The sequence below is a fragment of the Rasiella rasia genome (assembly GCF_011044175.1).
Lineage (GTDB): Bacteria > Bacteroidota > Bacteroidia > Flavobacteriales > Flavobacteriaceae > Marinirhabdus > Marinirhabdus rasia.
Map to the genome: position 1 here is coordinate 123,498 of NZ_CP049057.1, position 13,717 is coordinate 137,214.

16 protein-coding genes are annotated in these 13,717 nt (G+C 37.0%); 5 read left to right on the forward strand and 11 right to left on the reverse strand.

The window, feature by feature from the left end:
• Nucleotides 1-32: 32 nt before the first annotated feature.
• The 7 genes from G5B37_RS00595 to G5B37_RS00625 form a co-directional block, all read right to left on the reverse strand.
• Complete coding sequence (locus G5B37_RS00595; protein WP_164678114.1) at nucleotides 33-467, reverse strand: DUF2141 domain-containing protein; 435 nt, start codon at nucleotides 465-467, stop codon at nucleotides 33-35.
• A 132-nt stretch (nucleotides 468-599) separates the two neighbouring features.
• Nucleotides 600-1,931, reverse strand: a complete 1,332-nt coding sequence (locus G5B37_RS00600; protein ID WP_164678115.1) for a DUF58 domain-containing protein — start codon at nucleotides 1,929-1,931, stop codon at nucleotides 600-602.
• Nucleotides 1,931-2,947 carry an AAA family ATPase gene (locus G5B37_RS00605; protein WP_164678116.1) on the reverse strand — a complete coding sequence of 339 codons (1,017 nt, stop codon included), beginning with the start codon at nucleotides 2,945-2,947 and terminating at the stop codon, nucleotides 1,931-1,933. The genes G5B37_RS00600 and G5B37_RS00605 overlap by 1 nt, the downstream gene beginning before the upstream one ends.
• Nucleotides 2,934-4,151 carry a DUF4350 domain-containing protein gene (locus G5B37_RS00610; protein ID WP_164678117.1) on the reverse strand — a complete coding sequence of 406 codons (1,218 nt, stop codon included), beginning with the start codon at nucleotides 4,149-4,151 and terminating at the stop codon, nucleotides 2,934-2,936. Before G5B37_RS00610 ends, G5B37_RS00605 begins: the two co-directional genes overlap by 14 nt.
• Complete coding sequence (locus G5B37_RS00615; protein WP_164678118.1) at nucleotides 4,148-4,936, reverse strand: DUF4129 domain-containing protein; 789 nt, start codon at nucleotides 4,934-4,936, stop codon at nucleotides 4,148-4,150. Before G5B37_RS00615 ends, G5B37_RS00610 begins: the two co-directional genes overlap by 4 nt.
• 158 nt (nucleotides 4,937-5,094) lie before the next feature.
• Nucleotides 5,095-5,970: a hypothetical protein gene (locus G5B37_RS00620; protein ID WP_164678119.1), complete on the reverse strand. Its 876-nt coding sequence runs from the start codon at nucleotides 5,968-5,970 to the stop codon at nucleotides 5,095-5,097.
• Nucleotides 5,971-5,997: 27 nt separating this feature from the next.
• Nucleotides 5,998-6,990: a stage II sporulation protein M gene (locus tag G5B37_RS00625; RefSeq protein ID WP_164680850.1), complete on the reverse strand. Its 993-nt coding sequence runs from the start codon at nucleotides 6,988-6,990 to the stop codon at nucleotides 5,998-6,000.
• Nucleotides 6,991-7,024: 34 nt separating this feature from the next.
• Here G5B37_RS00625 and G5B37_RS00630 point away from each other — a divergent pair, with 34 nt between their 5' ends.
• A complete protein-coding gene (locus tag G5B37_RS00630) occupies nucleotides 7,025-7,741 on the forward strand; it encodes an RDD family protein (RefSeq protein ID WP_164678120.1) in 717 nt (238 codons plus the stop codon).
• Nucleotides 7,742-7,767: 26 nt separating this feature from the next.
• Nucleotides 7,768-8,388, forward strand: coding sequence for a trimeric intracellular cation channel family protein (locus tag G5B37_RS00635; protein ID WP_164680851.1), 621 nt, complete (start codon nucleotides 7,768-7,770; stop codon nucleotides 8,386-8,388).
• A gap of 12 nt (nucleotides 8,389-8,400) precedes the next feature.
• Here the strand turns inward: G5B37_RS00635 and G5B37_RS00640 are convergent, their stop codons facing one another.
• Nucleotides 8,401-9,123, reverse strand: a complete 723-nt coding sequence (locus G5B37_RS00640) for a peptidylprolyl isomerase (RefSeq protein ID WP_164678121.1) — start codon at nucleotides 9,121-9,123, stop codon at nucleotides 8,401-8,403.
• 2 nt (nucleotides 9,124-9,125) lie between these two features.
• Here G5B37_RS00640 and G5B37_RS00645 point away from each other — a divergent pair, with 2 nt between their 5' ends.
• Nucleotides 9,126-9,770 carry an NUDIX hydrolase gene (locus tag G5B37_RS00645; protein WP_164678122.1) on the forward strand — a complete coding sequence of 215 codons (645 nt, stop codon included), beginning with the start codon at nucleotides 9,126-9,128 and terminating at the stop codon, nucleotides 9,768-9,770.
• Between the two features lie 73 nt (nucleotides 9,771-9,843).
• Nucleotides 9,844-10,647: a lysophospholipid acyltransferase family protein gene (locus G5B37_RS00650; protein ID WP_164678123.1), complete on the forward strand. Its 804-nt coding sequence runs from the start codon at nucleotides 9,844-9,846 to the stop codon at nucleotides 10,645-10,647.
• 68 nt (nucleotides 10,648-10,715) lie between these two features.
• Here the strand turns inward: G5B37_RS00650 and G5B37_RS00655 are convergent, their stop codons facing one another.
• Together G5B37_RS00655 and G5B37_RS00660 are read right to left on the reverse strand one after the other, a co-directional pair.
• Complete coding sequence (locus G5B37_RS00655; RefSeq protein WP_164678124.1) at nucleotides 10,716-11,363, reverse strand: hypothetical protein; 648 nt, start codon at nucleotides 11,361-11,363, stop codon at nucleotides 10,716-10,718.
• A gap of 4 nt (nucleotides 11,364-11,367) precedes the next feature.
• Nucleotides 11,368-11,862 carry an RNA polymerase sigma factor gene (locus tag G5B37_RS00660; protein ID WP_164678125.1) on the reverse strand — a complete coding sequence of 165 codons (495 nt, stop codon included), beginning with the start codon at nucleotides 11,860-11,862 and terminating at the stop codon, nucleotides 11,368-11,370.
• A gap of 113 nt (nucleotides 11,863-11,975) precedes the next feature.
• On the opposite strand from G5B37_RS00660, the gene G5B37_RS00665 reads away from it, so the two are divergent.
• Complete coding sequence (locus tag G5B37_RS00665) at nucleotides 11,976-13,250, forward strand: NAD(P)/FAD-dependent oxidoreductase (protein ID WP_164678126.1); 1,275 nt, start codon at nucleotides 11,976-11,978, stop codon at nucleotides 13,248-13,250.
• On the opposite strand, the gene G5B37_RS00670 is transcribed toward G5B37_RS00665, so the two are convergent.
• Nucleotides 13,247-13,609 carry a hypothetical protein gene (locus G5B37_RS00670; RefSeq protein ID WP_164678127.1) on the reverse strand — a complete coding sequence of 121 codons (363 nt, stop codon included), beginning with the start codon at nucleotides 13,607-13,609 and terminating at the stop codon, nucleotides 13,247-13,249. The genes G5B37_RS00665 and G5B37_RS00670 overlap by 4 nt on opposite strands.
• Nucleotides 13,610-13,717: the final 108 nt, after the last annotated feature.

Here is a 13,717-nt window from a genome sequence, read left to right on the forward strand (position 1 = left end):
GACTTGACCTTGACAACAAATATTTTGAATAATTACATTCTAATTTCCATTTCTATAGCATCACTAGCTACTTCAAATTTAGCATCTGCCCATTGGGGTGGTCCAAAACTCATAACGTTGTTAGAAACTCCATAGTTTTCTTTTGGCATTCCACTTGGTTCAAAATCCATTCTCTTATTATTGTTGGTGTCATGAAATATAGTAATACCGTAAACTCCTGGTGTTACACCGGTAAAGGTTAGCGTAGCAATGCCATCTTTAATACCACTACTAGCACCTTGAAGAGGAGCAGATTTTAGAAAAGAGGTTTCATTGTAAAGGCCTGCGATAATTTCTCCTTTATCGCTGTTCACAGGAACGGTGATAGTTATGGTAGTTCCTTCTACTTCTTCGGTATAAGAAACTTCCATTTGTGCGTTGGCGTAAGCGGCTAATAATACTAGAACTGTTGTGATAATTGCTTTCATGATTGTTTATTTTAAAGTGATTGTTTGTTTTGTACACTTCAAAAGTGAAAATAATTACCTGTTTAGCATAAACTACTTCACCCAACTGTCATAAATACGACTTGAATTGTAATAATTAATCTTTCAGCTAGCTTATAGCAACCCTCTTGCCTTAATTTCTAGATATTTATTAATGGTATTTACGGTGAGATCTTCGGGTGCAGTCAATACCGTTTGAATACCGCGCTGTTGTAATTCGCGTACCATTAACTTTTTATCGAATTGAAATTGTTGCGCAATGGTTTTGTCAAAAATATCGGCTAAATTCTCTGGTTGCGCGTCGCTTAACTTTCGCAATTCGGTATTTTCAAAGAAAATTACTACTAACACGTGTTTTTTGGCAATAGCTTGTAAATATGGAAGTTGCCTATGTAGCGAAGAAATATGTTCAAAGTTTGTATACAGTAGTAGTAGACTTCTATGTGTAATTCGGCGACGCACAAGCGCCTGTAACATGCCAATGTCTGAATCTAAAAACTTAGAGTCTATATTGTAGAGTGTATCTAAAATGTTGTTGAGATATGTTTTTTTAGCCTGAGCAGGAAGAAAGTTACCAATGGTATTGCTAAAATCTATCAGGCCCACCTTGTCGTTCTTTTTAAGGGCTATGTTGCTAAATGCTAGCGTACTGTTTATGGCATAATCTACTAATTTCAGCTCGTTAAAAGGCATTTTCATAACACGACTGGTATCTATAATACTGTAAACCGGTTGCATTTTTTCGTCCTGAAATTGATTCACCATCAACCGGGCATGCTTTGCCGATGCCTTCCAATTAACAGTTCTAACATCATCGCCCACCACATATTCTTTAATTTGCTCAAACTCCATTGTATGGCCAATCTTTCTTATCTTTTTAAGACCAATATGTGATAGCCTGTTGTCTATTGCAAGAAAGTCGTATTTCTTCATCTGTATAAACGAAGGATATACCTTCACCATTTGCTCGTTACTAAACGTGTATCGCTTACGTAGCAACCCAATAACCGAAGTAACAAATAGGTTTAAGTTTCCGAAGACATACTCACCACGCTCAACAGGACGCGCCATATACATAAAGGTGTTACGCTGCTTTCCTTGTAGATTAATTACCTTAAAAAAATCTCTTTTCTGGAATTGTACCGGTAGTTCATCTACAATGCCTACTTTAATACTAAAGGCATAGCTGTTATCTAGTTGTATTAAAACTTCATTATTATCGCTATTTGAAAATTTTTCTGGAAGTATTCTTTTAGCAGAAAGTCCCGCACGACTGTACAGCATGGCAACTTCAAACAGCATGAGTACACAAATTCCTAAAACCACTAACCACGTAATACCATACAAACCATTCCAGCCGTACGAAAGTAAGAACAGTACAACTATCGCAGCCACGACATAAAAAAATCGCGGTGTTAGGTAAAGTGATTTAAAGAATTTAATCATTAACGAGGTATTTCAATACTTTGTGCTATCATATCAATAACTGTTTCTGGGGTCATACCTTCCATTTCACGTTCTGGAGATAGTATAATACGATGACGTAGTACGGGTGCAAGTCCGCGCTTTACATCGTCTGGAGTGACAAAATCACGTCCGTTAATAGCTGCAAACGCCTTAGATGCATTCATAATTGCCAATGAGGCTCTAGGCGAACCACCTAGGTACAAATGCGGATGATTACGTGTTTTATCTACTACTTGGGCGATATAATTAAATATTTTGTCTTCTATTAGAATCTCCTGTACCTGTCCGCGAAATTTTTTAAGATCTTCGGAAGAAAGTACCCCTTCAATTGCATCTTGCGCCACACCTAACTTTCTATCGTGATGCGTTTTTAGTATGGTTACTTCTTCCTCTAGTTTTGGATATCCAACTTTAATTTTAAAAATAAAACGGTCTAGCTGTGCTTCGGGTAGGGCGTAGGTACCTTCTTGTTCGACCGGGTTTTGTGTAGCGAGCACCATAAACGGGTAGTCCATGACGTATTTTTCGCCATCCATGGTTATTTGTCGTTCTTCCATTACCTCAAACAGTGCTGCTTGGGTTTTGGCTGGCGCACGGTTAATTTCGTCAATAAGTACAACATTACTAAAAATAGGTCCCTTCTTAAATTCGAAAGCAGACGATTTCATATTTAAGATTGAAGTACCCAACACGTCACTAGGCATAAGATCTGGCGTAAACTGAATACGACTAAAATCTGTTTTTAACGTCTTGGCAAATAGTTTGGCTGTTATAGTTTTGGCGATACCTGGTACTCCTTCAATTAAAACATGCCCATTGGCTAAAAGGCCAACTATAAGCAGTTCTATAAAATCTTCTTGCCCAATAATTACCTTTCCTAATTGGCTCTTTATTTCGTTTACCGCTACTTTTAATTCTTCTAGTGGGATACGATTATTAAATTGCAAGTCTTCAGACTGTTGCTGTGGTACTGGGTTTTCTTCAGGATTTTCCATCTGTCTTCTGTTTATAGGTAGTAATTTTTGTATGTAACTTAAATAGCGTTTCGGGTGTTATTTGTTCAAGCGCTTGAATTTGCTGTATAAAAGTAAACAACGCTTTGGTATCTTCTTCGGTATTTCCGCTTCTTGCAGCAACCGTTTTCATAAATCGGCTGTTCATTGTTTCTGTAGGAATGCGTAAACGGGTTCTAATAAACTCTAAAAACAACGCAATTTGTTTGTTTGCAATGGCACCATAATCTTTCTGGTCCCAGTACATACCTGCAATAGTTCTAGTATACTCAAATGTTTTGTTAGATGGAGGTGCAACCACCGCAATTTTTCTTTGCTTACGTTTTCCTTCAAACAACACAAAAAGAAGTGCTCCAATTAACATCATGTAATAGGCCCAACGCAAGTATTTGTTGTTAAGTAGAATGTGCAAAGGCGATGTTTGTATTGGCTTTCCAGATTTATAATGGCTGTCCCAATACAATGGTTTGTCTGTGTTGATGTAAGCTAGAACACCTTCAGTGTAGTTAACGTTATCTTTTTCTAAGATGAAATAGTTTGTAAAAACTTCAGGTTGGCTGTGTAAATAAACTGTACCCTTGCCAAACGAAGTTTTAATAAAATTGGGCTTAGGCTCTGAATTTACTAGACTGTCTAAGTAAGATTCTGTTACTCCTAAGACAGTTTGTGATAAGGTGTCTGCGAACATAAACGGTCTTATGGTAAGGCTACGTTCTATATGATACGGTTGCTTTGCTTTTAAATTTTCATTTACCAATGCTAACAGTGGCTCAGTACCTAAATTATTTATGTGGTACTCTGTAGTCATGTCTAAGGAAAGCGTATCGAGTAGTTTTACCGCAAAACTATTGGAAGATAGAAACAACGTATTACCTCTTTCGGTCCAAGTTAAAAGCTCTTCTAACTCAACAGTATCAAAGCCGAGGTAGTTATTAACAAAGAAATAAGTGCCTTCTAAAGTGGTGTCTGCCAGCACTTCATAGGGTGGCCGATGCTGTTCAATAAAATTATCTTCTAACTTTTCACTGAGTAAATCGTGCAAGACGTAGGTGCCCAGCGGAATTTTATCTACCCTACTATAACTAGGAAACCAACTAATGGGCTGTCTTTTGGTAGCTTCTGCATACACCAAAAGAGCCACAAGAAGCAGCATTGAAAAGAACACTATTTTTTGGAGTTTTGTCATAGTCCTTTAGGAATGCTTTTTTCTAATGCATTAAACGTACGTTGGGCTTTGCGGAAATCTTCTTCGGTTACCGTAAAGTTGCCGTACCAGATATAGTCGTACAGGACGGTGGCCTTTCTAAATCCAGTATTTATAGCTTCTGAAGTTATTTCAGTAAAATAATCGCTATTTGTTTTATCAAATTCATAATCTATTAATTCTGCTTCGGTAAGCTGCTTCAATATTAGGAGGTAGTAATAGCGAACCGCCAATCGGTATTGTTTTTTATCCAGCGCTTTTTCAATAAGCTTTTTAATATCTCGCGTCCTAATGATTTCTTCATCTTCAGAAAAAAAGATGTCGGGCTTTGTTTTTGAGTGTAGGAGTTTTGCACCAGGGTTTAACTTAAAGAAGAGCCAAACAACAAATGCAATTAGAGTTAATAGAATGAGGTAGGGGAGTACGTTTATAACAAACGCCCATAGTGTGCTATTTTCGGCATCATCTATAAAGAGATTCCAGAAAGAGCGCCAAATATTTCCGACCCACCTCCAAAACTTACTCCAAATATTGCTTATCCAATCTAAGAATTGAGTCCACCAGTTGTCTGCTTCTTGCGTGGGTTTATAATTAAAATCACTATCATTTTTATACTCCTCGAGGGTTTCTTTATCTAAGCTTAGCGGAGTTTTTTGACTGGTACTGTCGTATTGTATTACGGTTTCTTCAATAGCAGGAATACTATCTTGCGCCACGGAAATTTCCGCAGAGAAAAAAATAAGTAGTATGAAGATGAACTTTTTCAACGAGAATAAAGAGTATAAATTAGTAGGGTATTAAATTTTGAAAGTCTAGAGTATAATTTACCATCCCACAGCGTTGAATTTAAAGTACATAACGGTTTTTTCATTGAATTGATTTCCTAAACATTTGGGGTTTTGCCAATGCCATATCTTTATCCAAGTTATTCACGTTGTCCTATACTTTCTATGGTTTCTATGGTTCCGGTAAAATTTTTCTTTTCATTTAAGTTGAAATAGATAAAACCAGTTGCGATTACAATAATGATATATAACAGGTATTGCACAATCATAGCAAAGGCGTTAAGGGCTATATATCCCCAATCGAACATTGCGCTTGGGTCGCCACCTAAAGTATTTGCTACTGTAAACATTTTTATAAAAAAGTAAATGTATTGGGGTATTTGAGCAATCATCATGATGATATAATACAAAATAACAGTTACCAAAAGCGTGGCAAAAGTAATCCACCATTCATTTTTAATAAGCTGAAAACTATAGCTAATAGCATCTGTAACAGATCGCTTTTCAAAAACATAAATAGCGTAAGTAGATGCTAAAACAACACCAAAATAAATACCAGGAAGTACACAAAACACAAAACCAAAGACGGTGATAATCATTGTAAGGAAACTAACACCCATAAGTCCCCAGAAGTTCTTTTTAACTTCAGAAATCACCTCTTTTTTGTCTATGATTCCACCAGAATTTATATACGATTTTATCGCATACATTACAGTGCCATACATGAGACCGTAATATAGAATTCCAGAAATAATAATTAGCACAAGCGCAATGATAAGCGATGCGCCAAACTGTCCGCTGGTATAAAACAACGGATTAGCCTCTACGGCACCAATAGAACCAAACATGGTTTGCATGTAAAAAACATACGCGATAACTAAAATTACCAATGCTGGGCCTGCAATCCTAAAAACAAGGCTAAATAGAGGTTTCCATTGTAGCCTAATAAACTTAAAAGTATCGCCAAGAATGGCTCCAAGTTCGCGTTGTTTTTTAAATACAATAGGTTCGTGCATAATGTTGGATTACGGTATTAAGTTGGTCTACAGAATTTGGTTCTTGTTACTTTCTGCAAGCTTTTGTTTTAGTTTTCTTTTTAAATGTAATGGATAGAAGACATAATAAAATAATATGAGCGCCAAAGACCCTCCTATAATTATTATTGCGAGCCAATCGGGCATTTCGGTATGACGGGTTACAAAACCCTCTAAAAAACCAGCAATAATGAAAAATGGAATGGTACTAATAAGTATTTTAACGCCATCTTTTGCACCACGAACAAACGATTGCACACGAGAGTAGGTGCCTGGAAATAAAATACTATTACCTAAAACCAATCCGGCACAGCCTGCAATAATAATGACTGATATTTCTATTGTTCCATGAATCCAGATTGTTCTAGCACTTTCCCAAAACAATCCTTGATCATAAAAGAAGTATTGAAAAGAACCTAGCATGATAGCGTTGCGCATTAATATAAATAATGTACCTAAAGACAAAAATAGACCAAACGCAAAGGCCATGAGGGCTACTCTAATATTATTGATGGTAATACCCAACGACATGTTGAGCTCATTCATCTCCTTGTACACCCGCATGGGGTCACCATCTTCAATATTCTCTAGCGTCATGTTTACATACCCATCACCCAGTATAAGGCGCACAAAATCGCCGTCTGTAGCGGCAGAGTATGCACCAACAATCGTAAAGATGGCAAATGTAACAAACGCAATGAGCAGCTGTTTGTGGTATTGTGAAAAGAACAGAGGAAATTCTTGCGTGAAAAAAGTAATAAAACGTTTGCGCGATTCTCGCTTCGTCTTATAAATTTTTTGATGCGCCAGCACAGAGAGCCCATTTAGATATCGCAAGGTGTTACTTTTGGGGTAAAATGTTTGGGCAAAACTAAGGTGATCTGTGACTTCTACGTACAATGCGCTCAATTCGTCTGGTGGGACTTGAATATTATTCCGTAGAACACTTTCAAATCTTAACCATTTATCTTTATTTTGTTTCGCAAAAGCGGCTTCGCGCATACGTAGCAAGGTTTTTTTCAAAGTAACAGATTTAATGGATAATTTTCAAATAGAAACAGCCCAAAATGTTAACATAGCTCAAAATGTAGGTGGGGTTGGTGAACGGGTATTAGCATTCATTATAGACTATGCAATTATATTCTTGTATATCATTCTGGTTTCTATTGCATTAGGGGCGTTAGGATTGGATGACGATTTCGTTTTCTTAGTATACATGACTGTAGGCTTGCCTATTTTTTGCTATAGTTTATTATGGGAAACTTTCTGGAATGGAAGAAGCCCCGGAAAAGCATTAATGAAATTACGCGTCGTAAAACTTGACGGAAGCAAACCTGCATTTTCTAATTATTTTATTAGATGGTTGTTACGTATCATAGACATAGGAGTAACAAGTGGCGCATTAGCACTTGTTACCGTTTTGTTGAACGGGAAAGGGCAGCGTTTAGGAGATATTGCCGCCGCAACTACGGTAATAACTGAGAAGAAAGTAATAGGGTTGGCGCAAACCCTCGTCATGGATATTCCTGAAGACTATGTAGCTAAATATCCACAAGTCACGGTTTTTACCGATGCCGAAATGTCAACCATAAAAAGTCTTTTTTGGGACGCAAAATACAATAGCAATCACAACGTCATTCTAAAACTTACCCAACGCCTTTCTACGGTTATGGAAGTGACCCCAGAAGAAACACCTATTGCCTTTGTAGACAAAGTGATAAAAGACTATAACTTCTATACTCAAAACATGTGATTTTATCTTTCGTTTCTCCGCCACCAATCGATCTATTTCTCGTTATTGACATACTGGGCACTATTGCGTTTGCTGTATCGGGTGCGCTTACGGCAATGAAAAAACGAATGGATTTCTTCGGTATTTTCATTATTGCTTTTGTAACCTCTGTTGGAGGCGGTACATTACGCGATGTACTAATAGATGCCAATGTGGCTTGGATGCGTGACTTAACCTTCGTTTATGTGATTATAGGCGCAACTATTTTAGCAATTATCTTTCGGAAAAAATTAGGGTATGTACGGCGTTCCTTATTTCTTTTCGATACTATTGGAATTGCACTGTACACAGTGGTTGGGGTTCAAAAAGGAATTGCCGCAGATTTCCCACCACTTATTTGTATTGCGCTAGGAACCATGTCTGCGTGTTTTGGTGGTGTTATTAGAGATATTCTGTGTAATGAAATTCCGGTGATATTTAGAAAGAACATTTATGCTACAGCTTGTATTGTGGGAGGTGCGGTTTACTTTTTATTACTCAAAACAAGCCTTTCATCTAACTTCATCATTATTATCGCTGGTTCTGTAGTCATTACCATTAGATTATTTGCCGTTACATTTAACTGGTCATTACCTAGTATCTACGGCAAGCAAGATGCGGAAAGTTGAAGATGCTACAAATTATTTGACGATTTCGGCAGTAATATATACATTCTGTAAAGGCCATTCACCCTCATCTGTTTCTAAAACAGCTATTTTTTCAACAACACTCATTCCTTTGGTGATTTTACCAAACACCGTGTAATTACCATTTAAATGTTTTGTAGATGTTTGAGGTCCTAGAAAGATAAAAAACTCGAAAGGCATCGTTTTTTTATCCGGATTTTCACGGTATTCTTTTGCACCAGAGACACTTCCATAGCTATGATTTCTACCATTAATCTCGGCAGGTAGGAGATATGTTGCACCTATATCTGCACGTTTCTTGTTGGTAGATGGTAAATCGCTATTACCCCCTTGGATTATAAATTTAGGCACTGTTCTATGAAAGAAGGTGTCACTAAAATAGCCGCTTTTCACCAAGTATATAAAATTGGCACGGTGTAAAGGGGTGTCTTCATAAAGCGACATGTAAATGGTACCTAAACGTGTGGTAATCTTCACTTCTGTTTCCGGATTTTCTTGTCCGTATTGAGTTAGAAATTCAACCACATTTTCTTCTGTAATTTTTGGATATTCTGGTAGCGTTACTTCGGAAATTTCCTGACTAGAAGAATCATTAGTACTAGTTGTAGTTTCATCTATAACTGACGTAGTTTTTGTTTTTTCTACGGAAGTCTTTTTGGTATCTTCACAACTCGAAACAAAGCATACTAATATTCCCAAAGCCAATAGTACTCTCATAAATGGATTTTTCAGAATTTAACGAAAGGATTGTAAAAATAGAAAAAATGGAATTGCCCGGCGAGCAGTTTCATCTTAAAATGGCACCCATAGAACGATTGCTAGAGCTAAAAAAACTTGCGCGAGAAAAGAATTCTGCCAAAAAAGCAGCTGTACTCGTTCTATTTTACCCTTCTTTAACCAATGAAACACACTTTGTGCTAATTTTAAGAAAGACCTATAAAGGAGTACACTCTGCACAAATTGGTTTTCCTGGTGGCAAATGGGAGGAAGGCGATTTAAATTATAAAGAAACCGCTTTACGTGAGGCAGAAGAAGAGGTTGGGATGCCTGCAAACGAAGTTTCTGTACTAAAAGAACTGACAGAAATTTATATACCCCCCAGCAACTTTTTTGTGCAACCATATCTAGGCGTTACCACCAAGTATCCAGATTTTGTTGCTCAGGAAGAAGAAGTAGAAGCAATTCTTGAAGTACCGCTTCAAGAATTTTTAGTTGATGGTGCACGTACTACTGAAATTTTAGCCACATCGTATGCAGAACGTATTCAAGTACCTGCGTTTTTGTTGCAAGGACACGTGGTGTGGGGTGCTACTGCCATGATGCTCAATGAAGTGCGCGAAATGCTAAAACAGCTGCTATCCTAGCATAATTTAGTATCTTAGCGGTTCGGTTTTGCGCGATTAGTGCATACCATTATTAAAAATTGAATATTGTAATATGGGGCTTTTTAAAAAGAATCCATTTGGACATATACTTTTCCTGAAACGGTGGCTCATACGTATACTTGGAGCCCTTACACATAGACGGTTCAAAGGATTTAATAAACTTGAAATAGACGGAAGTGAAATTTTAAAAAATCTTCCCGAAAGCAACGTGCTTTTTGTTTCTAATCACCAAACCTATTTTGCCGATGTTGTGGCAATGTTTCATGTGTTTAATGCTAGTTTGAGCGGTCGTGAAGACAACATAAAGAATATTGGTTACTTATGGAACCCTAAGCTTAACCTTTATTTTGTAGCTGCCAAAGAAACTATGCAATCTGGGTTACTACCTAAAATTTTAGCCTATGCAGGTTCTGTGAGTATAGAACGTACTTGGCGTGCCGAAGGACAGGATGTGAACAGACAGGTAAAAATGAGCGATGTAAGTAACATCAAAAAAGCGTTAGATGATGGTTGGGTAATTACTTTTCCTCAAGGTACCACCAAACCTTGGAAACCTATTAGGCGTGGTACAGCGCATATCATTAAACGAAATAAGCCGCTAGTAGTACCCATTGTTATAGATGGCTTTAGACGTTCATTCGATAAAAAAGGCATTCGTATTAAGAAACGTGGTATTTTACAATCTATGGAGATTAAAAAGCCACTCGACATTGACTTCGAAAATGAAACAATAGACCAAATTGTAGAGAAGCTTGAGTTTGCCATAGAACAGCATCCTTCATTTTTAAAGGTAATTCCTAAAGAAGAAATCTTAAGCGAAGAAGAACTCAACAAAGAGCGTCAATGGCGCTATTAAATTTATGATTCATGCGCTAGGGCACATTTAGGCCTAAACTGCAAATAACTCTTTAAGGTGCTATTCAACTACAATTCTATCTTCTTAAGTTCGCGGTAGTTGTGCTTCAATCTGCGCAACATGAGTCCGTAGATTAGGTAATAGAAAAGCATAAGTAAGCCAATAAATATTGTACCTACAATGAGTTGCGCGATAAAAAATACATGAGTTAAATTTTCCGCAGGAATGGCTCCGTACTCTTGGGTAGATGACAACACATTTGCCAATTGCTCCTGATTAAAATATAGGTATATATTCATGGCAATTAATCCCAATGCCGAAATACCAATATTAAAATAAACAAAATAACGAACCGTTTTTCGAGTCTTTAAAATACTCTCCATTAGTTGTTTTACGGTAGAGGTAACTTGTATGGTTTTATAATTTCGATAAAATAAATAGATAAAGATGGCGACAACTACATAACTTACGGTCGAAGAGATAAGCATAAAGGTCTTTAAGCCCATAGCTTCTGTAAATTGTTTGCTAGATTCGGGAAAAAGAAAAATAGATATCAATATCCAAAGCAATAATTCACAAATACTAATAATAAAAATCCACTTCACCATAGAAGAAGATTTTTTCAGCAACATGCTATATATGTCGTTGTACGACAGCTTCGGAAACTTCTGTTCCTTATTCTGCCATTCTTTTTTTAAAGTATCTAAAACATCCATATGATTACGGATTAAGTATTTTTCGTAATTTTTCTTTTATTCTATTCATCTTAACACGGGCGTTTACTTCTGTAATACCCAAGGTTTGTGAAATTTCCCTATAATTTTTGTCTTCTAAATATAGAAAAACTAGGGCCTTATCTATATCGTTTAAATCCTTTACGGCGCTGTACATTAATTTTAATTGCTGTTCTACGGTGTCGTCATAGTCTTCGGCTTTAATCTTAAAACTTACACCTTCAAAATCCTGTGTTTGTACTCTTCGTTTCGACTTTCTATACAGTGTTATTGCTGTATTTAACGCAACTCTATACATCCATGTACTAAACTTTGAGTCACCCCTAAACTTTGGAAATGCCTTCCAGAGCTGTATCGTAATCTCCTGAAAAAGATCATTATGTGAGTCAGAATCATTCGTGTAAAGACGACAAATCTTATGTACGATATTCTGGTTCTCTTCCAGTTGTGTTACAAAACTATGTTCAAGTTTTTTATCCAATGGTTGTGTGCTAGTTAAATCATTAGTGGGTGGGGTATTCTTTTTGTTACAATAATCACAAATTTAAAGTAAAACTTTTAGTCATATTGTATCTTTGTATTTCAATTGATAGTATGAATATTCCAAAGACTTCAAAACCTAGAATCGTTATCGTAGGCGGTGGTTTTGCTGGTATTTCTGTGATTAAGCAGCTTCGTAAAGAGGAAGTTCAAATCGTTCTTTTTGACCGAAATAATTACCACACCTTTCAACCCCTTTTATATCAAGTTTCCACGGCAGGACTAGAACCAGATTCTATAGCGTATCCGCTTCGTAAAGTATTTAGAAAACATGCCGACTTTCATTTTAGATTGGGTGATGTTACTTCTGTAAACCCAGAAAAGAACGAGCTTACTACGTCTATTGGTACTATTTCGTACAATTATTTAGTTATTGCTACGGGTACGCGTACAAATTTCTTCGGAAATGATCAGATTCAAAAGAATAGCATGCCAATGAAAAGCGTGCCTCAAGCTCTTAATATTAGAAGTCTAATGCTTCAAAATATTGAAGCAGCAGATATTACTTCAGATCTGGACAAACGCAAACGACTGCTCAATTTTGTAATTGTTGGGGCAGGGCCTACAGGTGTTGAGCTTGCAGGAGCACTAGCCGAATTTAGAAAAGGAATTTTAGGGGTAGATTATCCAGAGTTAGATGAAAAAGAAATGCAAGTACATTTATTAGAAGGTGCAGACCGGGTGCTTGCCCCGATGAGCGCTTACGCCTCTAAAAAATCGAAAGCATATCTAGAGCGACTAGGAGTACAAATTCACTTAAATACCATTGTTGAAAGTTATGATGGCACAACGGCGACTACAAAAAACGGTAAAACCTTCGCTTCCGAAACGTTAATCTGGGCAGCGGGTGTTACAGGTAATCCAATTAATGGAATTCATGGTGAAGCACTACTAGATAGACCAAATAGGTATAAAGTTGATGTGTTTAATACGGTGCACGGATTTAAAAACGTTTTTGCGCTAGGAGATGTAGCACTTATGGAAACCGACGCTTTTCCGAAGGGGCATCCGCAAGTAGCGCAGCCCGCAATACAACAGGGAAAGCAGCTAGGAAAAAACCTAAAACGTTTATTTAAAGGCAAAGACATGAAGCCGTTTTCTTATCTAGATAAAGGTAGTATGGCAACCATTGGGCGAAACAAAGCAGTGGTTGACATTAAAAATCTGCATTTTGGCGGCGCCTTTGCATGGTTTATCTGGATGTTTATACACCTTTGGTTTTTGGTAGGCTTTAGAAACCGTGTGATAACTTTTTTTAATTGGACCTACAGTTACATTAATTACGACCGTGCCGCACGGTTAATAATTAGACCTTTCAAAAAAACTTAGTCAATTTTTACTTTAATGGGGCCGCCACTTGAAACGTAAGTGCCTCCAATTTCATCGATATTTACGTCTAATTCGTCTGAAGTGTCTATACTTTTAATATTTACCTTCATTTCGTCATAACTATCTATGCTTTTTACATTTACGTTGAGCTCATCGTAGGTATTAATATCTACAATACGAACATCCATAGTGTTACTTTCTGAAATAGGCACCAAGCGGTATTCTGTGGTGGTTTCTGGAGATGTTGCAGTTTCAGAAGCTTGCGCAGTAGGGATTAAGTTTACATCCTTCACAACATTTATGGTAAGACAAACTGCAATAATGGTTAAAATTACTTTGGTGTATGTGTCTGTTTTCATATTTCTGAATTTATGAATTAATACTACTTTTCTTTGAAATCTTTACTGTTCATGTTGTTGTGACCCGCACTACATAGGTTATAAAGCTCGTGACAACACTGTAGTAAA